The sequence below is a fragment of the Tsukamurella strandjordii genome (assembly GCF_039525985.1).
GTDB classification, from domain to species: Bacteria; Actinomycetota; Actinomycetes; order Mycobacteriales; family Mycobacteriaceae; genus Tsukamurella; species Tsukamurella strandjordii.
Map to the genome: position 1 here is coordinate 218,167 of NZ_BAAAII010000002.1, position 20,943 is coordinate 239,109.

The 20,943-nt window shown below is 67.5% G+C and carries 18 protein-coding genes; 9 read left to right on the plus strand and 9 right to left on the minus strand.

What is annotated here, in order from left to right; translation table 11 throughout:
* Positions 1–41 precede the first annotated feature (41 nt).
* Positions 42–791 (minus strand): maleylpyruvate isomerase N-terminal domain-containing protein, encoded by a 750-nt coding sequence (locus ABD108_RS01830; protein ID WP_343929076.1) that lies wholly within the window; start codon positions 789–791, stop codon positions 42–44.
* 125 nt (positions 792–916) lie between these two features.
* Between ABD108_RS01830 and ABD108_RS01835 the strand changes: the two genes are divergently transcribed.
* Positions 917–1,537, plus strand: coding sequence for a hypothetical protein (locus tag ABD108_RS01835; protein ID WP_305111852.1), 621 nt, complete (start codon positions 917–919; stop codon positions 1,535–1,537).
* A gap of 12 nt (positions 1,538–1,549) precedes the next feature.
* Here ABD108_RS01835 and ABD108_RS01840 read toward each other — a convergent pair whose 3' ends face one another.
* Positions 1,550–2,299: a maleylpyruvate isomerase family mycothiol-dependent enzyme gene (locus tag ABD108_RS01840; RefSeq protein ID WP_343929077.1), complete on the minus strand. Its 750-nt coding sequence runs from the start codon at positions 2,297–2,299 to the stop codon at positions 1,550–1,552.
* 37 nt (positions 2,300–2,336) lie between these two features.
* Between ABD108_RS01840 and ABD108_RS01845 the strand changes: the two genes are divergently transcribed.
* From ABD108_RS01845 to hpxO, 4 genes are all read left to right on the plus strand, one after another.
* Positions 2,337–2,924: an LON peptidase substrate-binding domain-containing protein gene (locus ABD108_RS01845; RefSeq protein WP_343929078.1), complete on the plus strand. Its 588-nt coding sequence runs from the start codon at positions 2,337–2,339 to the stop codon at positions 2,922–2,924.
* Between the two features lie 95 nt (positions 2,925–3,019).
* Complete coding sequence (gene uraD, locus ABD108_RS01850; RefSeq protein WP_220656111.1) at positions 3,020–3,529, plus strand: 2-oxo-4-hydroxy-4-carboxy-5-ureidoimidazoline decarboxylase; 510 nt, start codon at positions 3,020–3,022, stop codon at positions 3,527–3,529.
* On the plus strand, positions 3,526–3,846 hold the full coding sequence (gene uraH, locus ABD108_RS01855) for a hydroxyisourate hydrolase (RefSeq protein WP_305111855.1): 321 nt from the start codon (positions 3,526–3,528) through the stop codon (positions 3,844–3,846). The genes uraD and uraH overlap by 4 nt, the downstream gene beginning before the upstream one ends.
* 79 nt (positions 3,847–3,925) lie before the next feature.
* Entirely contained in the window at positions 3,926–5,116 is a 1,191-nt protein-coding gene (gene hpxO, locus ABD108_RS01860; protein WP_343929079.1) for an FAD-dependent urate hydroxylase HpxO, read from the plus strand.
* On the opposite strand, the gene ABD108_RS01865 is transcribed toward hpxO, so the two are convergent.
* Positions 5,117–5,932, minus strand: a complete 816-nt coding sequence (locus ABD108_RS01865) for an XdhC family protein (RefSeq protein WP_343929080.1) — start codon at positions 5,930–5,932, stop codon at positions 5,117–5,119.
* Positions 5,929–6,522, minus strand: coding sequence for a nucleotidyltransferase family protein (locus ABD108_RS01870; protein ID WP_343929081.1), 594 nt, complete (start codon positions 6,520–6,522; stop codon positions 5,929–5,931). Before ABD108_RS01870 ends, ABD108_RS01865 begins: the two co-directional genes overlap by 4 nt.
* Positions 6,523–6,657: 135 nt before the next feature.
* Here ABD108_RS01870 and ABD108_RS01875 point away from each other — a divergent pair, with 135 nt between their 5' ends.
* Together ABD108_RS01875 and ABD108_RS01880 are read left to right on the plus strand one after the other, a co-directional pair.
* On the plus strand, positions 6,658–8,580 hold the full coding sequence (locus ABD108_RS01875; RefSeq protein ID WP_343929082.1) for a solute carrier family 23 protein: 1,923 nt from the start codon (positions 6,658–6,660) through the stop codon (positions 8,578–8,580).
* On the plus strand, positions 8,577–9,911 hold the full coding sequence (locus tag ABD108_RS01880) for an amidohydrolase family protein (RefSeq protein WP_425579764.1): 1,335 nt from the start codon (positions 8,577–8,579) through the stop codon (positions 9,909–9,911). The genes ABD108_RS01875 and ABD108_RS01880 overlap by 4 nt, the downstream gene beginning before the upstream one ends.
* Position 9,912: 1 nt before the next feature.
* Here the strand turns inward: ABD108_RS01880 and ABD108_RS01885 are convergent, their stop codons facing one another.
* A complete protein-coding gene (locus ABD108_RS01885; RefSeq protein ID WP_343929084.1) occupies positions 9,913–11,370 on the minus strand; it encodes a helix-turn-helix domain-containing protein in 1,458 nt (485 codons plus the stop codon).
* Between the two features lie 106 nt (positions 11,371–11,476).
* Here ABD108_RS01885 and ABD108_RS01890 point away from each other — a divergent pair, with 106 nt between their 5' ends.
* Together ABD108_RS01890 and ABD108_RS01895 are read left to right on the plus strand one after the other, a co-directional pair.
* Positions 11,477–12,271, plus strand: a complete 795-nt coding sequence (locus tag ABD108_RS01890) for an FAD binding domain-containing protein (protein ID WP_343929085.1) — start codon at positions 11,477–11,479, stop codon at positions 12,269–12,271.
* Positions 12,268–14,889, plus strand: coding sequence for a molybdopterin-dependent oxidoreductase (locus ABD108_RS01895; RefSeq protein WP_343929086.1), 2,622 nt, complete (start codon positions 12,268–12,270; stop codon positions 14,887–14,889). The genes ABD108_RS01890 and ABD108_RS01895 overlap by 4 nt, the downstream gene beginning before the upstream one ends.
* A gap of 211 nt (positions 14,890–15,100) precedes the next feature.
* Here ABD108_RS01895 and ABD108_RS01900 read toward each other — a convergent pair whose 3' ends face one another.
* The 4 genes from ABD108_RS01900 to nrdI are packed head-to-tail and all read right to left on the minus strand — an operon-like array spanning position 15,101 to position 20,942.
* Positions 15,101–17,380, minus strand: coding sequence for a DGQHR domain-containing protein (locus ABD108_RS01900; protein WP_343929087.1), 2,280 nt, complete (start codon positions 17,378–17,380; stop codon positions 15,101–15,103).
* On the minus strand, positions 17,364–18,257 hold the full coding sequence (locus ABD108_RS01905) for a DNA adenine methylase (protein WP_343929088.1): 894 nt from the start codon (positions 18,255–18,257) through the stop codon (positions 17,364–17,366). The genes ABD108_RS01900 and ABD108_RS01905 overlap by 17 nt, the downstream gene beginning before the upstream one ends.
* A 40-nt stretch (positions 18,258–18,297) precedes the next feature.
* Positions 18,298–20,481: a class 1b ribonucleoside-diphosphate reductase subunit alpha gene (gene nrdE / locus ABD108_RS01910; protein ID WP_220656120.1), complete on the minus strand. Its 2,184-nt coding sequence runs from the start codon at positions 20,479–20,481 to the stop codon at positions 18,298–18,300.
* A complete protein-coding gene (gene nrdI, locus ABD108_RS01915) occupies positions 20,478–20,942 on the minus strand; it encodes a class Ib ribonucleoside-diphosphate reductase assembly flavoprotein NrdI (protein WP_220656121.1) in 465 nt (154 codons plus the stop codon). The genes nrdE and nrdI overlap by 4 nt, the downstream gene beginning before the upstream one ends.
* Between the last annotated feature and the right edge of the window lies 1 nt (position 20,943).

Here is a 20,943-nt window from a genome sequence, read left to right on the forward strand (position 1 = left end):
GCCTGTTCGGCGTGTCGCGGCACGTCCCACCACTGCCCCGGTCAGATCACCAGGGTCGCCAGCAGGCCTTCGATCACGGCGCGCTCGCCACGCACCTCGACCGTGTCGAGGGGCAATCGACGCCACAGCACCAGTTCCAGATCCGAGGCGGTGCCGCGCAGAGTGAGGTCGGCGGGCGCGAGAGCGTCCTCACCGCCGAGTACATCGACGCCGTCCGCACGCAGCCGCACGACCCACTCGTCGCCGGTGTCGGTGGCCACGATCGCGATCACCCTGCCCGCCAGATCGGGCGCGAGCCCCTGCCTCCCGAGAATCAGCGGCATCTGCATCTGCGTGAGTTCGGTGATGCCGTCGGCGGCGACCGCCGGAGCGATGGCCTCCGCCCCGTCGGGCAGGGAGTTCTGCAGATCCCAGCGATGCACGGATACCTCCTGCGTCATGCGGCGCATCCAGAACCCGGCCTTCGTCCGCCCGACGAAGGCCCGGGCCGGCTCGTCGGGATCGTGCCTGCGCAGCTCGTCGAGCAGAGCCGCGACCACTCCCGCGTACCAGCCGAGCACGGCGGCACCGTCGGGTGCGTCGGAGACGTCCGGCACGAATCGATCCGTGGAATCGGCACCCGCCTGCAGGAACATGGTGGCCCATCGGTTCGCGGCGCCCGTGTGGATCACCAGGTCACGCACCGTCCACCCCGGGCAACTCGGCACGGGCCGGCCGAGCCCCTCGGGGTCGGTAGCGGCGATGCGGGCACCGTCGGCGGCGATGGAGTCGAACCAGAGGGCAGTGGTCATTCCCCGACCTTACGAGTGGCGGGCTCGTCGCACGTCGGGTTCAGTTCAGCCGTTTCGCGCGCTGTCCGGAAGGGCCGCTGCTATCGTCCGAATTCAGTATCAAACATCACGAATGGGGGAATGTCATGAAGCTCCGGACACTACTCGTGGCGGCCGCTTCCGTCGCGGCGGTGGCTGTTCTCGCGCCGCCCGTCGCACAGGCGGAGCCGAACAGCGTGGGGTGCGCGTCGTCGCCCGATGTCGGCGCGCCGTCGACGGCGGGCGGCCTGTTCGGCACCGCACCACTCACCTTCCCCGCACCCCTCGTCGCCGGGTGGGACCTCGGCACGGGGTTCTCGCGCGGCGCCGCAACCACTGCCTCCGCGCGCTACTCCCCCGGCGGCAATGTGATGAATCTCGTCGAGGTCGGCCGCCTGCGCGTCGAGCCCGGCAGCCACGACACGATGGGAATGGCGATCGCCTTCTCGCTGTGCCGCTTCCCGAATCCGGCGATCACGAACGACGCGTCGAAGGAGACGGTCGATCGCCGCACCACCCCGGTCCGCTTCGGTCCGGTCGCGGGCACACGCCTCGATCTCAACGTCAACATCACCCCACAGGGGGACAAGTCCGCGGAGACGGACTGGTTCACCATCATCGTTCTGGACACCACGCCCACGTCGTACTTCCTCGGCGGGTCGAACAAGGCCAACGCCGAGGCGCGGGGCAAGGTCGACGCAGTGATCCGGGAGCTGCGCGTTCGTTAGGTTCCTCAGTGCCTAGGTGATTCGCACGGCATCGAGCAGGGCCTCGGCCACTGCGCGGTCGCCGTGGATGTCGAGTGCGCCCAGGGGCACGCGCCGCCACAGCGCGAGATACAGATCCGAGGCGTCACCGCGCAACGCCACATCGGCCTTCGCGTGGCCGTGCGCGAGTGCGAGCGAGTCCTGCGCCAGGGTGAAGGTCCATTCGGCATCGTCGCGATCGGTTCCGTGCAGGTGGACGGTGCGCCCGGCGAGTTCGGCGGGCAGCCCCGGTCCACGGGAGAGGAAACGCGGGGCGAAGACCTCGGCCCACTCCGCGACGCCGTCGGCGGCGAGCAGGGAATCGACGGGATGTGCCGCGGCCGAAGCATTCTCGCCGTCCCATCGGTGCACCGCCGTTTCGTGGGCCTGGCGTCGCATCCAGAACCGCGCGGTGGTGCGGCCCGCGAAGTAGCGGGCAGGCTCATCGGGGTCGTGCCGGCGGAGCTCGTCCACCAGGCCCGTCAACCGGTCGCGGTACCAGTCGGTCACGGCCGGGCCGTGCGGCGCATCGTCCTCGATCGGCGCGAACCGCTCCGTCGAGTCCGGGCCGGTCACGAGGAAGGTCGCAGCCCATCGGTGCACCGCGCCGAGGTGCACGATCAGATCGCGCATCGTCCAGCCGGGGCAACTCGGCACATCCTCCCCGAGACGCTCGGCGGGTGTTGCGGCGACGGCCGCGCCGTCGCGTTCGAGTGCGGCGATCCAATCGTTCGGGCCCATCATGATCGCGACGATACCGCCGAAGGGGCATGCTGGAGCCGTGACCGAACTGCCGATGTTCCCGTTGGGCGCCGTGTTGCTGCCGGGTGAGGAGCTGCCGCTGCGCATCTTCGAACCGCGCTACCGGCGGCTGGTGGAGCACTGCCTGGCGACCGACGGCCGGTTCGGCGTCGTGCTGATCGAGCGCGGCAGCGAGGTGGGCGGCGGCGACGTCCGCACCGATGTGGGCACCGTCGCGCAGATCGACCGCTACGTGCGCCGGATGGGTGGCGAGTTCACTCTGGTGTGCCGCGGCACGGAGCGGATCCGGGTACGGAGCTGGCTCCCCGAGGACCCGTACCCGCTCGCCGAGGCGGAGCCGTGGCCCGACGAGGTGCAGCCCGCCGTCGACCTCATCCCCCTGCTCGGCAAACGCGACGAGATCGAACGCCTCGCCGCGCAACTCGCGCGCCGCGACGGGGCCAAGCCGCGACGGTGGCCCAAGCTCAAGCTCCCCGAGAATCCGGTGGAGCGCAGCTACTTCCTCGCCCGCGCGCTGCCGCTCTCCGATGCCGATCGGCACCGGGCCTCGCGGCGCCGGGACCGGCCGATCGGATTCGCCTGCTCACCGATGCACTCGACGATGTGATCGCCTCGCTGCGGTTCCGCCTGCAGTAGCGCGGAGTCGACCGTCCGGCGCCGCCGTGTCCGGTGCGATCGCCGCGGTGTCATTAAGCTGAGCCCGTGCAGCTCAGTGACTTCAACGCTCTCGACTCCCGCGACGCCGCGCGCCTCGTGCGCGTGTGGGCGGCGGTTCCGGCCTGGGCCGATGCGGTCGTGGCCGCCCGGCCCTACGGGTCGACCGCGGAGCTGGTCGAGCACGCCTCGGCGTTGTCCGCGGAGTGGACGGCCGAGGATCTGGACGCGGCTCTCGCCCACCACCCGCGAATCGGTCAGCGGGCCACCGGGAACGATGCCGACGCACGGGCCTCGGCCTCGGAGCAGGCCGCGGTGTCCGATGCCGATACCGCGGTGCGGGCGGAGATCGCCGCCGCCAATGCCGCCTACGAATCTCGTTTCGGCCGTGTCTTCCTGGTGCGTGCGGCGGGACGATCGGCACAGGAGATCCTCGTGGAGGCGCAACGACGACTGACGAACGACGATGCGACGGAGATCGCCGAGGGCCTCGACGCGCTCCGCGAGATCGCCACCCTGCGCATGCGATCCGATCTACCCGAGGAGGCCACCGCATGAGCCATCTGACCACGCACATCCTGGATTCGGTAGCGGGCGCCCCCGCCGCCGACGTGGAGGCGGTGCTCGCGCGCGCCGACGGGACGGAGATCGATCGCGGCCGTACCGATTCCGACGGACGGCTGGCACTCGGGCCCGAGCACCTGCCCGACGGCGCCTACCTGCTGCGGTTCGAGACCGGCCGGTACTTCGCAGACACCGGGCAGGAGAGCTTCCATCCGTTCGTGACGATCGCCTTCACCGTCGCAGGCCTTCCCCACTATCACGTGCCGCTGCTGCTCAGCCCGTTCTCGTACACCACCTACCGCGGCAGCTGACCGCCGCGGAAACATCGTCGTAATCCCCTGGGCCCGATCGGAAATACCCGTGTGACACGGCCCGCATAGCGTGCTGGACATGAAGGTCATCATCATCGGCGCGGGCGTGGGCGGAACCAGCGCCGGCATCGCCCTGCGCCGGCTCGGACACGACGTGACGATCTACGACAAGATGCGGGAGAACCGGCCGGTGGGCGCCGCGCTGTCGCTGTGGTCCAACGGTGTGAAGGTGCTCAACTGGCTGGGGTTGGCGGACCAGGTCGCGGCGCTGGGCGGCGATATGGCGACGATGGCCTACCTCGACGGTCACAGCGGTGAGCAGTTGTGCCGGTTCAGCCTCGCCCCCGTGACCGCGCAGACGGGCCAGAAGCCCTATCCCGTGGCCCGGGCCGATCTGCAGGCCCTGCTGATGGACACCTTCGGGATGGATCGGATCCATCTGGGCAGGCAGCTGGTCGATGTGGCGGACGACGGGACCACCGCGACCGCGACCTTCGCCGACGGCGGTACGGACACCGCCGACATGCTGATCGGCGCCGACGGGGCCCGGTCGACGGTGCGCGATTACGTGACACCGGAGGGCGCACCGCGGATCGAACGGAAGTACTCCGGCTACACCAACTTCAACGGACTCGTGCCGCTGTCCGCGGAGATCGGGCCACCGGATCAGTGGACCACCTACGTCGCGGAGGGCAAGCGCGCCGCCGTGATGCCGATCGCGGGCGATCGCTTCTACTTCTGGTTCGACGTCCCCCAGGAGCACGGACTCCCGTACGACCCGTCCGACGGGATCGCGCCCCTGCGTGCGGCGTTCGACGACTGGGCCCCGGGAGTGCAGGCCCTGCTGGCGAGCATCGACCCCGCGACCTCGCTCAACCGGGTCGAGATCTGGGACATCGATCCGTTCCACACGTGGGTGCGGGGGCGGGTCGCGATCCTCGGCGATGCCGCGCACAACACGGCACCCGATATCGGCCAGGGCGCGTGCTCGGCCCTGGAGGACTCCTTCGCTTTGGGCATCGCGGTCGCGACCAACACCGTCTCGGTGCAGGACACGCTGCTGCGCTACCAGAAGATCCGGTCCGAGCGGGCGGGCGATCTCGTGCTGCGCGCCCGCAAGCGCGGCGATGAGACGCACGCCTTCGATCCTCAGGTCACGCAGGCCTGGTACGACGGACTCCGGGGCGCCGACGGTGCCGGGATCATCCGCGGGATCGTCGGCAACATCGAGGACAGTCCGATCAACCTGGGCGGCGGCGTCCTCGACTGACTACCCCAGGGCGATCAGCTCGGCCGCGATCGACACGGCGATCGCGGCCGGCCCGCTGGCGCCGATCGCCATACCCACCGGCGAGCGGAGTCGCGCGACCTCCGCAGCGGTGAACTCCCCCGCGAGCGCGGCACGATGGCCCTGCCCGGTGGCGGCCGATCCCAGTGCTCCCACGTAGCCGAGACCGCTGCGCAGTGCTTTCGCGAGAACGTCTGTGGCGTAGCGCTCGTCGTGCGTCAGCAGCACGAGTGCATCGGCGGGACCGGCCTGTGCCGCCGCGAGCACCCGGTCGGGCCAGCCACAGATCACCTCGTCGGCCTCGTCCACCTGAAGTCGGGTGGCGAACGCGGGACGCGGGTCGATCACCACCACCCGGTAGCCCAGCGGTCCCGCGAGCCCGGCCAGGGCCGCCGCGAGACTGGTCGCGCCCACCAGGAACAGTCGCCGCCGGGGCTCGCACCTGCCGCTGCGCGCGGCGATGGCGGCGAGTGTGGAATCCGGGTCGAGCACCGGGAATCGCTCGATACCGATCCGCAGCGTGCCGCCGCAGGTGGTGGCGACGAACGGGCCACCCCCGGGGCCGTACGTCCGCGTGCGCGGGCGGCCGTCGGCGAGCACCCGATGCGCCGCGGCCACCACATCACCCTCCACGCATCCGGCGGAGACGGTGCCCACCACTCCGTGCTCCCACACCAGCAGCTGCTCGCCGACGGGCAGCGGCGCGGGGCGGGTGACCTCGTCGATGGTCGCCACCGCGATGTCTCCGGAGGCCGCGGTCACCGCTCGCCGGAAGGATTCCGGGAGAAGGCGGTTCATCGTGCACCCCCGATCGGAACCGGCCGGTCGATATCGAGGCCGGTGGCGAGGTCCCCGCAGTCGATCAGCTCGGTGGTCTCGGGGAGGTGCGGTCCCAGGCCCCGGTCCGCATCCCGGGGGCCCGCGCCGAGCAGTGCTGCGATGAGCGGCTCCCGGTGCCGTGCCGCGAGATACACCGGGTGCCCGGGTACGCCGTCGTACTCCGCACGCGCCGTGCCGCCTTCGGACCTGCGCCCGGCGCGGATCACGCGGCGCACGCACTGCGCCCCGATGTCGGGGGTGTCGACCAGCCCGACGACCACGTCGCCGCGGGCGCGTGCGAGACCCGCCGCCACCGAACGGCTCAGCCCCACCGACCAGTCGCCGGCCACCACGATCTCGGCGCCGGGGATGTGCGCCGTGAGATCGGCTCCGAGCACCACCAGGACTCGCGTGCATCCACCGTCGGCCAGTGCGCGCACCGCGGTTCGTGCCCATCGGCCGCCCGCCGCTCGCACCTTGGGCATGCCGAACCGAGTTCCCGCACCGGCGGCGAGCAGCACCCCGGTGAGGCGCGGTTCCGCCTGTTCGGCGAGCAGTTCGATGGGCATCGCCGCAGTGTAGGCACGGTTCCGCCGGCCTCGCGCGGCGCTTGTGCGATCCTCCAAAGGCCGGAGGGGCGGGGCTCCACTTTTCGTTTCTCCGGCACACGCGCGCCGTGGCGAACCGGGTGCACTCTGGGCGGCATGACCACCTCGCTCCGGCCGACATCCGCGGTCCAGCCCCACCCTGTCGACCGCGTACCGTCGGCGGGACGGCTCGTGGCCTACGGCGCGCAGCACGTCGTCGCCTTCTACGCCGGCGCCGTCCTGGTACCGATCATCATCGCCCGCGCGATCGGCCTGTCCGCAGATGAACTGCGCCTGCTGATCATGGCCGACCTGTTCACCTGCGGGATCGCGTCGATCATCCAGTCGGTCGGCTTCTGGAAGGTGGGCGTGCGGCTGCCGCTGCTTCAAGGTGTCACCTTCGCCTGCGTGAGCCCGGTGGTGGCCATCGCGTTGAGCAAGGGCGGCGGCACCGCAGGGCTGCTCTACGCCTACGGCGCGGTGATCGTGGCCGGGGTGTTCACCTTCCTCATCGCGCCGTACTTCGCGCGACTGCTGAAGTTCTTCACGCCGGTGGTCACGGGTACCGTCCTCACCTTGATCGGCATCTCCCTGCTGCCCGTGGGCGCACATGACGCCGTCACCAATCCGCATACCGGCCAGGAGGATCCCGGGAACATCCGCTGGTTGCTGTACGCGCTCGGGACCATCGCGGTCATCGTCCTGATCCAGCGCTTCTTCCGCGGCTTCATGAAGACGGTCGCAGTGTTGATCGGCCTCGTCGGCGGGACCGCGGTCGCCTTCCTGCTGGGCGACGCGTCCTTCGACGAGGTCGGTCGCGCCGATGTCGTCGGCTTCGCCCATCCCTTCGTTTTCGGGCTTCCCCGCTTCGATCCGGTCGCGATCATCTCGATGATCGTCGTGATGCTCATCATCGCCGTCGAGTCCACGGGCAGCGTCTTCGCGACCGGAGACATCGTCGGCAAACGCATCGGCAAGGAGGAGATCGCCGCCACCGTGCGGGCCGACGGCGTCGCCTCCGTGATCGGCGGTGTCTTCAATTCCTTTCCCTACACCTGCTTCTCGGAGAACGTGGGACTGGTCCGGCTCACCGGTGTGAAGAGCCGTTGGGTGGTCGCAGCGGCCGGCTGCATCATGATCGTGCTCGGCTTGCTTCCCAAGGGAGCCGCGGCCGTCGCGTCGATCCCCGCGCCGGTCCTGGGCGGGGCTGCGCTCACGCTGTTCGCGACGGTCGCGGTGATCGGCATCCAGGTGCTGTCCCGCGTCGATTTCTCCGATCACCGGAACCTGATCATCGTGGCCACCTCACTCGGCATGGGCATCCTGGTGACCACCTATCCGAAGGTCTCCGAGGCGGTGCCGCCGTGGCTGGAGATCCTGTTCGGCTCGGGCATCACGCTCGGCAGCGTGACCGCGATCGCGTTGAACCTGCTGTTCTTCCACGTGGGACGGCGAGAGGGACCCGCGGTCGCGGGCGGCCCGTCCGACGGCGTGATCACGCTGCCCGAGGTGAACGCGATGTCGCGCGAGCAGTTCGGCGAGACCTTCGGCGCCGTGGTGCAGAACAGCGATTGGGTGCTCGACCGCGCGTTCGCCGGGGCGCCGTTCGCGGACACCGGGGATCTGCGGGCGGCCTTCGCCGAAGCCATCCTCTCCGGCTCGGATGCCGAGAAGGCGGAGCTGATCCGCACCTTCCCCGACCTGGGCGCCCGCGACGCCGAGGGCGCCGCCCTGGCCGCCGATCACATCGCGCTGGCCGATCTCGGTCCGGACGAGCGCGCCGAGGTCGATGCGCTCGCCGTCGCCTACCGCGACCAGTTCGGATTCCCGCTGGTGGTGTGCGCGCGGGAGATCGCACGCTACGACCGGGTGGTGCGCTCAGGCCGCGAACGACTGGAGAACTCCGCAGCCACCGAGCGGGCCTTCGCTGTCGTGGAGATCGCGAAGATCGTCAACTACCGGTTCGACGACACCGTCGCGAACGCGAACCCGATCGCGTCCGCCCTCGGCGCGGGACCGTCGATCGAGGGCCGATGGTGACTCCCGTGCCCGCCACCGTCTTCCGCGCGCGGCTCGTCGACGCCGTTCCCGGCCCGCACGGCCCGGCACTTCGGATCGAGGCGGACGGTGCGCTGGCCGTCCGGGCGGATGGGACGATCGGCTTCCGCGGGGCGTGGGCCGACCTGCCCGCCGAATACGGCGCCGCGCCCGTCGTCGATCATCGGGACGGATTCGTGTTACCGGGGTTCGTCGATACCCACGTGCACTTCCCCCAGGTGTTCTCGACCGGCGCGTACGGGGGCGGCAGGCTCCTGACGTGGTTGGAGCGCTGCATCTTCCCCGCCGAGGCGAGGCTCGCCGATCCCGCGTTCGCGGACATCGCGGCCGACGCCTTCTGCGCGCGTCGCGCCGCGGCGGGCACCACCACCGCCCTGGTCTTCGGGTCCGCCTTCCCTGGAGCGCAGAAGGCGCTGTACACGCAGTCCCTCGCTTGGGGCCTGCGCACGGTCTCGGGCCGCGGCGTCCAGACGCTCGGACCCGCGGCGGCGGCACCCCTGCTCACCGACATCGACACCGCGCTCGGACTGTGCCGGGACGAGATCGGCGAATGGCACGGCGCGGGCGACGGACTCGTGCGGTCGGCGGTGGTACCGCGGTTCGCCCTCTCCCTCGCGCCCGCCGAGATGCGCCGGCTCGCCGACTTCTACGACGAGGTGCGCGGCGACGGCGTCTACTTCCACTCCCACCTCTCCGAGAACGATTCCGGCCCGGACGGTGAGGTCGCCGCGGTGCGCCGCGCGTACGGGACCACGAACTACCTCGATGCGTACGCCGGTTTCCTCGGTCGCCGTTCGGTGTTCGCGCACGCGGTCCACTGCGGCGACGGCGAACTCTCCGCCCTGGCCGCGGCGGGATCGTCGATCGCGCACTGTCCGGTCTCGCAGCTCTTCCTCGGCTCGGGCACCATGCCCTGGCGGCGCACGATCGACGCGGGGGTCACGGTGGCCCTCGGCACCGACGTGGGGGCGGGCGACGAATGGCTGCTGCCACGGGTCGCGAACACGGCGTACAAGGTGCACCTCAGCGATCGCGACTCGGTGGCGCTCGATGCCGCAACCCTGCTCGACCTGTGCACCCTCGCCGGTGCCCGCGCACTCGACCTCGACGACCGCATCGGCAACCTCGAGGCGGGCAAGGAGGCCGACTTCGTGGTGGTCGATCCTCACCGCTCCCCCGGGCTCCGGGCCTCGCTCGAGCACTGCGGAAGCGGTTCCGAGGCTGCGGTGTTCACACTGCTCATGACCATGCGGGAGGACGCCGTGGCTTCGACCTACGTGCGCGGGCGCCAGGTGCTCTCGCCCGCGCTGTGAGTCAGAGCAGTTCGAGTGCGAGGGAGACGTCCACCCGCGCGCGGTTGTCCGAGACGTCGCGTCCGGTCAGCTCCGCCGCCTTGGCGATCCGGTAGCGCACCGAGTTCGGGTGCAGGTGCAGCTCGTCCGCGGTCCGCACCCAGGACCCGCCGGTGGCGAGGAACACGCGCAGCGTCGCCAACAGGTCCGATCCCGAACGCTCGTCGTGGTCGATGAGCGGTCCGAGTACGCGGGCCACGAAGTCCTCGCGCACCCGGTCGGGCACATAGGCGAACAATGCCCGGGCCGAGCTGAGTTCGGCCGCCGTGTGCAGGGACACCGGCCCGTCGCCGAGATCGGCTGCCAGCCGGGCCGCGCGCACGGCGCCGCCCACGCCCTCGGCGGGCGAGGGGTCGGAGACCCCGATCCGCACCGGGCCGTCGAGGGCCGGCGCCACGCGCAGGAGATGCCGCCGCAGCTCGTCGCAGGCCGAGCCGACTGCACCGCCGGGCAGGTGGGCGATCACATCACCCTCGTCGACGCCCACCGTCACCCCGGCGAGCGCCACGAGCGCATCCCGGACCAGGCCACGCAGCAGCCGCGGATCGCCGCCCCGGACCACCACGACGGTGCCCGCGCCGAGGCGGCCATCGCCTGCGACGAGCGCTGCGACCGCGGCGTCACCGTCCGCATCGGCGAGCCGCGCGACATCCGATTCGCGCGCACGCACCAGCGAGGTGATGGCGATGAACTCGTCGTAGGCGTCCCAGGCGTCGCGAGGGATCGCCGCCGGTGCGGCGCCGAGGAACAGGTACCAGGCGGTCGCGAGAGTGCGGCGCGAACCGACCGGGACGAGCGTTCCTCCCGATACCGCGAGCGGAAAGCTGCGGGCCGACTGTGCGGCGGCCGCGATCTCGTCGAGCTGGGGGTCCGTGGTGGCGAGCCCCACCGCCGCGACCCGCTTCCCCGCGGCGGTGAGCAACTGGCAGCCGATGCCGGTGGCCGACACCACCGAAGCGGCGATCTCATCGAGCGCCCTCCCCTCGGCCAGCGCCGCGAGCAACTTGCGGGAGCGATCCAGGGCGGCGTGCACCTGCTCGGCCTGGCGCTGCGCCGCGTGGATGAAGGCGTGCGTCAGATCGCCGAAGGAGACATCGGCGGGCACCGCGAACAGCGCCATTCCCGCGCGGGAGCAGGCGTCCACGAAGTGGTCGGGCACCGCACCGAAGTGGTCCATGCCGGCGCCGATCGCCACTGCCCCGCCGGCCGCCACGGACCGCACGAACTGCTCGGATTCGGCGGCATCACCGGAGTGGAAGAGCAGGCCCGTGAGCACCAGCTCGCCGCCGCTGAGGTAGCGCTCGGGGACGGGCTGATCGGTGGTGAACACCCGGCCCAGCTCCACCGCGCGTGCCTCCCCGGGATCCACCAGGAGCCGCAGCCGGAACTCCGGGATGTCGATGAGCTCGCCGAGCCGCACGCCGCCTCCTTCCGTCGTAGATTCCCACAATAACGGCGCCGTGTAACCACCGGATTTCGTAGCGCGAGCGGTATCCGGGGGCGCGCGGGCCCCGTTGAATCACCCCATGGACCTCCCCGCCATCCACACCGTGATCGCCCCCGCCGAACGGGAGGCGCTCCCCGTATCCGGGCTGTTCGTGGCCGGTGGAACCTGGGTCTTCTCCGAACCGCAGCTCGACCGGACGGTGCTCGTGGACCTCATGGCGCTCGGGTGGCGCCCGGTCACTGTGCGATCCGACGGCGTCGACGTCGCCGCCACCGCGACGCTCGACGAGCTGGCCGGGTTCGACTACCCCGCGGCATGGCCCGCCACGGGGCTGTTCGGCGAGGCCGCACAGTGTCTGCTGGCCTCGTTCAAGGTGTTGGGCGCCGCGACGATCGGCGGGAACCTGGCGCTCGCGTACCCCGCGGGGGCGATGATCGCCGCCGCGGTCGCGCTCGATGCGGAGGTCCTGGTGTGGCGCGCCGACGGGACGGCCGACGTGGTGGCCGCCGCGGATTTCGTGCGCGGGAGCGGACGCACAGTGCTCGGCCCGGGAGACCTGATCCGCAGCCTGCACTTCCCGGCGACGGCGCTGGCCTCGCCGACGGCGCTTCGCAAGGCGGCGATGGCCGACCGCGGCCGGTCCGGGGCGCTGCTCATCGGCCGCACCGCGGCCGACGGATCGCCACGCCTCGTGGTGACGGCCGCGACGCACCGGCCCGTCGTTCTCGGGGCCGGCACCCCGTGGGCGTCGGCGGGCAGCGTTATCGCCGACGAGCTCTTCGTCGACGATGTGCACGGCGCGGCGGACTGGCGGCGCGCGGTGGTCGGGGTGCTCGCCGCCGAGATCGCCGACGAACTGGGGTGGGCGTCGTGAAGCTCACCGTGGACGGCCGTGCCGTCGAAGTCGACCCGGCCCCCGGACAGTGCCTGCGCACCGTACTGCGCGACCTGGGCACCCATGCCGTGAAGCGGGGCTGCGATCACGGCGACTGCGGCGCGTGCACCGTGCTGGTGGACGGCGCGGCGCGGCACTCGTGCATCACGCCCGCGTTCCGCGCCGACGGTGCCGAGATCGTCACCGCGGCAGGCCTGGCCGCCCCGGGCGAGACCTGCTCGGTCGCACAGGATTTCGTGGCGGCGGCGGGATTCCAGTGCGGCTACTGCACGCCGGGAATGGTGGTCACGGCGGCGGCGCACCGGGCCGGGCAGGGACCGCGCGCCGAGGCCGAGGCCTTCAAGGGCAATCTCTGCCGGTGCACGGGCTATCGATCCATCCGCAGCGCACTGGCCGGTGCACCCGGTGCGGATTGTCCCCGCGCCCCCGCCGCCGCGGCGGTCGTCACCGGCGCGGCGGCGTTCACCCTGGACGAGGAGGCGCCGCCCGGCACCCTCCACCTGCGTTTCGTGCTCAGCCCCCATGCCCACGCCCGCGTATTGACCGTCGACGCCACCTCGGCGCTCGCCATCCCCGGAGTGCGGGCGGTACTGGGGCCGGACGACGATCCGGGAGTGCTGCATTCGTGGGCGCGGCACCACGACCGCGCCGACGACCCGGATGACACACTCCTGTACGACCCGATCGCCCGGTACGCGGGGCAGCGCATGGTGGCGGTGATCGCCGACGATGCGCGCGCCGCCGAACGCGGCGCCGCGGCGGTGACGATCGAGTACGAGATCCTGCCCGCCGTCCTCGATCCCGAGCAGGCGCTGACGAGCGACGTACGAGTGCACGGCGATAAGGACGCCGCATCCCGGATCGCCGATCCTGCGTGCAATCTGGTGGCCGCGGGGTCCGCGCACACCGGCGACGCCGACCGCGGTTTGGACGACGCGGCCTTCACCGTCGACGAGGTGTGGCGAACGGGCCGGGTACAGCACGTGCACTTGGAAACCCACTGCGCACGGGCGTGGACGGGTGACGACGGCAGGCTCACCGTCCGCAGTTCGACGCAGGTCCCGTTCCTGGTGCGCGACGAACTGGCGCTGCTCCTGGGGTTGGACCGCGATCGCGTGCGGGTGCTCACGGGCCGGGTGGGCGGCGGCTTCGGCGGCAAGCAGGAGATGTTGGTGGAAGCGTATGTGGCGCATGCCGCGCTGCGCCTCGGTGTGCCGGTCCAGTGCGAGATGACGCGGCGGGAGCAATTCGTGACGGCGCCGTCACGGCATCCGATGCGGGTGCGGGTACGGGCGGGCTGCGATGCCGACGGGGTGCTCACCGCGCTCGATATCGACGTCCTGGCGAACGCCGGTGCGTACGGCAACCATTCGACCGGGGTGATGTTCCACGGCTGCAGCGAATCGACGGCGGTGTACCGCTGCGCGAACAAGCGGATCGAGGCGCGGGCGGTGTACACGAACACGTTGCCGTCCGGCGCCTTCCGCGGATACGGCCTGGGGCAGGTGGGCTTCGCGATCGAGGGCGCGATGACGGAGCTGGCTCGACAGGCCGGTCTGGATCCGGTGGAGTTCCGGCGGCGCAACGTGGTGCGCGCCGGCGATCCGCTGGTGGATTTCCATGTGGCTGGTCCCGATCCGGCCGATGGCGATCTCACCTACGGCGGCAGCTACGGTCTCGATCAGTGCCTCGATGCTGTGCATGACCGGCTGGGCCCGCCCGTGGACGCCCCGGCGGGATGGGCGGTGGGCCGTGGCGCGGCGCTCGCGATGATCGCGACGCTGCCGCCGCGCGGCCACATCGCCGACGCCACCGTCGAGCTCACCGCCGACGGTCCCCTGCTGTCGGTGGGGACCGCGGAGTTCGGCAACGGCACCACCACCGTGCTGGGACAGCTCGTGGCGCAGACGCTCGGCTGCGACCCCGACGAGGTGTCGATCCGGCAGTCCGACACCGACGCGGTCGGCCACGACACGGGTGCGTTCGGTTCGGCCGGCACGGTGGTGGCCGGGCGGGCGGTGCTGGCCGCGGCCCAGGACGCGGCGGCGCAGCTGCGCGCCACGCACGGGACCGAGTCCTTCTCGGGAGCGCAATTGCGCAGCGCCGCAGGGATCATCGGGCGTGGGCGGCACGACGGTACGCCGCGCTCGCTCGCCTTCAACGTGCAGGGATTCGTCGTCGCGGTGCGGCGGGAGACCGGCGAGGTGCGCATCCTGCGGTCGGTGCACGCCGCCGATGCGGGCACGGTGCTCAACCCCGAGCAGTTGCGCGGCCAGATCGAGGGCGCGGTGGTGCAGGCGCTCGGCACGGCGATGTACGAGGAGATGCGGATCGACGAGTCCGGTGCGGTGGAGAACCCGGAGCTGCGGAACTATCACGTGCCGCAGATGGGCGATGCGCCGGAGACGGAGGTGGTCTTCGCCGAGACCTACGACGAACTGGGCCCGCTGGGAGCGAAGTCGATGAGCGAGGCACCGTACAACCCGGTGGCCCCTGCCCTCGCCGCCGCGGTCGCCGACGCCATCGGCACACCGATCCGGGAACTACCACTGTCCCGGGACCGGGTCTGGCGGGCGAGTACTCCATCCGTGCGTTGAGCAACGCGGAGCCCTGGGCTTCCGTGCTTGCGCGGGGCATTGACGGACGAAATCGCCTAGTCCACATACGAGCCGCACTCCTTCGGCGACCTGCTGGACTTCACCGAAACTCCTGGGAGAATACTCATAGCGCGACAAAAGCCGGCGAAGCAGCTACAGCGTGCAGTCTACTGACCTTAATCCATACCTAGCGGCTTCGGCCATCATATATCTACAAGAGATTCCCGCCGTTGTGTTCGGCAAGCCACGATCTGACAGCCACCACAAACTCAAAGTCGTCCTCGGAAACCGGCTCAGAATGAGCACACTTGTTTCGAACCAGATTGAAGCGAATTAGCCACTCGCTCGCCTTCTTCCACTGCCCCTTGGGCACCCGCGGAGAACCGTACTGAGACGCGAATAACTTCGACCACAGGTCGGGGCTCGCGGTAAATATGTCGCGATACTGAGTCAGATACATGCAATCCCACGGGTGAACTTCTTCAGTTAGATCTCTATCAAGATTCTTCTCGACTGCAAGCTCACCAGCCTTCTTCTGGACAGCTATCGGGACGCCCTTCTTGAACCAGAGCTCGCCAAACTCGCCGCGCAGCCTCCCTTTTACGTCGTTCTTGAGAAACGATTCTACTTCAGAAATAACATTGAAGGCTTCGGTGACATACCTACGATCTTGACTCGCTAGATAGTCGCTCAAACCGGCCGGGTCGAACGATGGAATAACGGACGTCAACTCAGCTTGCAGCGCCCTCAACATACCGTTCGCGCCTCCTCCTCCATACTGCCTTCGAAGCTGCGAACCGTCCTCGAAACTGATACCATTGAGCACTAAGATCAGCCCGTCAAGAACCCCGGCTACAGAATCAACCAAATGGCCGACATCGTCGCATTCCGCCAGGCTCGAATCGATTTTGACGGCATGCTCAAGTGCATCGCTAAACAGACGCAAGAGAGCTTCGACTCCGTTATTCATGAACAGGAATCCGCCTTCGGCCGAGCCCAAATTCCACTGAAGTGGCACCCCGTCTCGCACACGCCACATGCACGAACTCACATACGATTTGACCAACGCGTACGTATCGTCAACGTCATCACGATTTAAGATGCCCTGACGACGGACAGTAGACTTATTGAAACTCGTAACCAAATTTCCACGCGCGATTCCCGCATCAATTGCGCTAACCGTAACACATCGCAGCGACGTCTTCAGATCTTCGCCGACAACGACTCGTCCAAATAGCGGAGAATCTCGTTCTTCGCCCATTGCCTGCGCGATCCGCAGCCTTATGGCTTCGGTTCGCTCACGCGGATCTTTCGACCCCCATAGCAGGTCAGAATTGAGGGTACTTCGCAGATTCTTCGGCACGGCCTGCTGTTGTTCGTTTATGTCCATAAACATCCGGACCTGCTCTACGCGCGGAAGGTCCACAAACGCCACAACGGGAATTTTGTCCTTCATAGCTGATTCAAGACCGGCGTAACCATAGAGGCGATGTTGCCCGTCGATCACATACAGCGCACGATACGTCTGCGGAAGATGCAACGTTCCGACTCGGCCGCTGTCGACGTCAAATCGAACCTTGGCCGGATCGAACTGTAAACCGCCACGTCCGTGAGAATCCACGTTGACAATCAGCGAATTCGGGAAAAATCCACCACCAGAAACGAATCCGGCAACGTCTCGAAGTCGACTCTTTCGGATAAGTCGTTGATATGTCGGCATCATCTCACTGTTGGCTTTGCTGCGGTGCAACACATAGGCCAACTTGAGCAGTCTCTCAGGTTCAATCGTAAATGAATAGTACCTATGGCCACCCATTCTTCCCTCAACCGCTAGCACCCTCGACTCAAGTCCGGGGATCTTTTGATTGGCAAATAGGCTTCCCAAGAACTGATATCGTCCCGCCGTCCCGAGATGCTCAGCGAGGCCGTAGTAGTACTCTACAACGTCCTCGTCCATATGTTCATATCCGGAATACTTCAACTCGGCACGCGTGGCGCTAGAGATAAGCATATTTTGTGTTACTACAAGAAACTTCGCCTTCTTGCCGGGGAATATCTTTCGGACTGCCGCATGAACCATATCTGATTCCTCGCGCAGACCGCGTCCAACGTCTATCAGTGACCCCGAGGTAGCATCGGATGCATATTCGCACTTAACCAGCAAGACCACTTCATCGTCGGCGGCTGCGATAGAGAACGTTGCCGCTGTGTTACCGGGGATGAGCTGGATTTCAGGGGCACACGTAATCGTGTCGAATCCAAGTTTCGCGAGCATTACCCATACGCGATCACGAAGCGCGACTACTCCGTCTTTCAACTTTCGGATACGAACTGTGCGCTTTAAGCGCTTCTCAATTTCCCATCCCCGCTCAAGTGCGTCTGGTACATCCTGCGGACGGATCGCTAGGCTTTCATAGCCCGACGCCCTCCTCCGCATCTCGCGGCGAAACTGCCCTTCCATGAGCACGCACCACTCATCCGGGATCTCCATGCGCCTCCCTCAAGTTCGTGAAGAGGTACTCATCTGCCCGACCGCGGGCAGCACCACCCCCGCCAATCGAATTGCGTCGATGCACAACCATACGTCGCCCAATGTCCCCGAACAGCTCCGCAATTGAATCATGCGCCGCATTGGTTAGTATAAAGTACGCGCCCCTGCGCTGCACCTCATCGAGATAATTGCGTATTCGCCGCTGGTCATCGAAACTGAATAGACGCTCATTGTATTTGACAAAGCCATTATTGTTATGGGCTACGGTGTACGGCGGATCCAGAAACACTAGATCGTTGCTCGAAATTCTGGCCACAGAACTGGAAAAATCTTCAACCCACAAGTGAGCCTCCCGAAGACGTCGCGATGCCGCCGCCAACGCGGACTTGCTCGGAATCTGCGGGTTCTCTCTACGCCCAAACGGTACATTATACTTACCGTTCAGATTGACTCGGTAAATTCCATTGTACGATGTGTGGTTCAGGAATATGAATCGCGCAGCTCGCTGATATCGTCCGCGTGGCACATTAGACCGAACTTCGTAGTAGCAATCTGCGGTATTGTCGTACTGCTCCAGATAGCGATGCACCGATAGATGGTTGTCTCGGACGCTCCGGTACATCTCGATCAGATCGGAGTTCATATCCGAAAGGTGCGCCTCCCCTGATACTCCAAGACCGAAGAACATGGCACCGCCACCAAGGAAGGGTTCGTGGTAGTCCCCGATCTCCGAATTCCGGAGCATGTTGCGAACTTCGGGAACGAGCCACCGTTTTCCGCCGGCCCAACGCAAGAATGGACTCAAGCACTCGCCCGGACTGGTCTGTATATCTACCGCTTGTCCGTCTTTCTCAGTGAAAGACAACGATTCTGCCACAAGGCTCCCACCTAGCAACCGTGTACGTCAGCGACTGGAGCTACAGCATGCAGCTGACGCAGCCCTCGACCTCGGTGCCCTCGAGCGCCATCTGACGCAGGCGGATGTAGTACAGCGTCTTGATCCCCTTGCGCCATGCGTAGATCTGGGCACGGTTCACGTCACGGGTGGTGGCGGTGTCCTTGAAGAACAGCGTGAGCGAGAGCCCCTGGTCCACGTGCTGGGTGGCGGCGGCGTACGTGTCGATGATCTTCTCGTAGCCGATCTCGTACGCATCCTGGTAGTACTCCAGGTTGTCGTTGTCCATGTAGGGCGCCGGGTAGTACACGCGGCCGATCTTCCCCTCCTTGCGGATCTCGACCTTCGCCGCGACGGGGTGGATCGAGCTGGTGGAGTGGTTGATGTAGCTGATGGAGCCGGTGGGCGGCACCGCCTGCAGGTTCTGGTTGTACAGGCCGTACTGCTGCACGTCCGCCTTCAGCGCGCGCCAATCGTCCTGCGTGGGGATGTGGATCTGGGCGTCGGCGAACAGCTGGGTCACCTTGTCGGTGGCCGGCTTCCACTCCTGCTCGGTGTACTTGTCGAAGAACTCACCGGAGGCGTACTTGCTGTCCTCGAAGCCACCGAACGACTGACCCCGCTCGCGCGCAATGGCATTCGATGCGCGGATCGCGTGGAACAGCACCGTGTAGAAGTAGATGTTCGTGAAGTCGACACCCTCGTCCGAGCCGTAGTAGACGCGCTCGCGCGCCAGGTAGCCGTGCAGGTTCATCTGCCCCAGGCCGATGGCGTGGCTGAGGTTGTTGCCGTGCTCGATGGACGGCACCGAGGTGATGGCGGTCTGGTCCGAGACAGCGGTGAGGCCGCGGATCGCGGTGGCGATGGTGACGCCGAAGTCCGGGCTGTCCATCGTCTTCGCGATGTTCAGCGAGCCCAGGTTGCAGGAGATGTCCTTGCCGATCTCGGCGTAGGACAGGTCGTCGTTGTAGGTCGACGGGGTGGACACCTGCAGGATCTCGCTGCACAGGTTCGAGTGGGTGATCTTGCCCGCGATCGGGTTCGCCCGGTTCACGGTGTCCTCGTACATGATGTACGGGTAGCCCGACTCGAACTGCAGCTCAGCGAGGGTCTGGAAGAACTCGCGCGCGTTGATCTTGGTCTTGCGGATCCGGGAATCCTCGACCATCTCGTGGTACTTCTCCGAGACGTTCACATCGGCGAAGGGCACGCCGTACACCCGCTCCACGTCGTACGGGGAGAACAGGTACATATCGTCGTTGTTCTTGGCGAGCTCGAAGGTGATGTCGGGGATCACCACGCCCAGCGAGAGGGTCTTGATGCGGATCTTCTCGTCCGCGTTCTCCCGCTTGGTGTCCAGGAAGCGGTAGATGTCGGGGTGGTGCGCGTGCAGGTACACCGCGCCGGCACCCTGGCGGGCACCGAGCTGGTTGGCGTAGCTGAACGAGTCCTCGAGCAGCTTCATGATCGGGATCACGCCGGAGCTCTGGTTCTCGATCTTCTTGATCGGTGCGCCGTGCTCGCGGATGTTGCTGAGCAGCAGGGCGACACCGCCGCCGCGCTTGGACAGCTGCAGCGCCGAGTTGATCGAGCGGCCGATCGACTCCATGTTGTCCTCGATGCGAAGCAGGAAGCAGGACACCGGCTCGCCGCGCTGCTTCTTGCCCGAGTTGAGGAACGTGGGGGTGGCGGGCTGGAAGCGGCCCGCGATGATCTCGTCCATGAGGCTGGTGGCGAGTTTCTCGTCACCGTCGGCCAGGGTGAGGGCCACCATGCACACGCGGTCCTCGAAGCGCTCCAGGTAGCGCTTGCCGTCGAAGGTCTTCAGCGTGTAGCTGGTGTAGTACTTGAACGCACCGAGGAACGTGGGGAACCGGAACTTCTTGGCGTAGGCCGCATCGAAGAGGTTCTTGACGAAGGTGCGGCTGTACTTGTCCAGCACCTCGGGCTCGTAGTAGTTCTCCTCGACGAGGTAGTCCAGCTTCTCGTCCAGGTTGTGGAAGAACACGGTGTTCTGGTTCACGTGCTGCAGGAAGTACTGCCGCGCGGCCTCGCGATCCTTGTCGAACTGGATGCGGCCGTCCTTGTCGTACAGGTTCAGCATCGCGTTGAGCGCGTGGAAGTCGAGCTCGGAATGACCACCGGGGCCGGAGTGCACACCGGACTGGCTGGCCGAGGGGACGAGGTCTTCTTGGGTTGCGGTCATGAGCGCGCGGTTTCCTTGCGGTCGGTGGTGCGGTGTTCGGAGGCGGCGAAGAAGTCGGTGAGCCCGGTGCGGACGCGGTGCACGTCCTCGGTGGTGCCCATGAGCTCGAATCGGTACAGGTAAGGGACCCGGCACTTACGGGAGATGATGTCGCCCGCGTAGCAGAACTCTTCGCCGAAGTTGGTGTTACCGGCCGCGATCACGGCCCGGATCAGGGAGCGGTTGTGCTCGTTGTTGAGGAACCGGATCACCTGCTTGGGAACGTATCCCCCGCCGGAGAGCGCCGTGGCCTGCTTCCCGCCGCCGTAGGTGGGGGTGATCAGGACGAAGGGCTCGTCGACCGTGATCGGCTCATCCACCCGCGTCACCGGGATGCGCTGCGAGCGCAGGCCCAGCTTCTTCACGAATCGGTGCGTGTTCTCCGACACCGATGAGAAGTAGACGACGAGCGGGCCCGACATG

Coding starts and splice junctions, on each gene's coding strand:
- ABD108_RS01830 (WP_343929076.1), bottom strand. CDS start 791: ATGACCACTGCCCTCTGGTTCGACTCCATCGCCGCCGACGGTGCCCGC.
- ABD108_RS01835 (WP_305111852.1), top strand. CDS start 917: ATGAAGCTCCGGACACTACTCGTGGCGGCCGCTTCCGTCGCGGCGGTG.
- ABD108_RS01840 (WP_343929077.1), bottom strand. CDS start 2,299: ATGATGGGCCCGAACGATTGGATCGCCGCACTCGAACGCGACGGCGCG.
- uraH (WP_305111855.1), top strand. CDS start 3,526: ATGAGCCATCTGACCACGCACATCCTGGATTCGGTAGCGGGCGCCCCC.
- hpxO (WP_343929079.1), top strand. CDS start 3,926: ATGAAGGTCATCATCATCGGCGCGGGCGTGGGCGGAACCAGCGCCGGC.
- ABD108_RS01865 (WP_343929080.1), bottom strand. CDS start 5,932: ATGAACCGCCTTCTCCCGGAATCCTTCCGGCGAGCGGTGACCGCGGCC.
- ABD108_RS01870 (WP_343929081.1), bottom strand. CDS start 6,522: ATGCCCATCGAACTGCTCGCCGAACAGGCGGAACCGCGCCTCACCGGG.
- ABD108_RS01875 (WP_343929082.1), top strand. CDS start 6,658: ATGACCACCTCGCTCCGGCCGACATCCGCGGTCCAGCCCCACCCTGTC.
- ABD108_RS01890 (WP_343929085.1), top strand. CDS start 11,477: ATGGACCTCCCCGCCATCCACACCGTGATCGCCCCCGCCGAACGGGAG.
- ABD108_RS01900 (WP_343929087.1), bottom strand. CDS start 17,380: ATGGAGATCCCGGATGAGTGGTGCGTGCTCATGGAAGGGCAGTTTCGC.
- nrdE (WP_220656120.1), bottom strand. CDS start 20,481: ATGACCGCAACCCAAGAAGACCTCGTCCCCTCGGCCAGCCAGTCCGGT.
- nrdI (WP_220656121.1), bottom strand. CDS start 20,942: ATGTCGGGCCCGCTCGTCGTCTACTTCTCATCGGTGTCGGAGAACACG.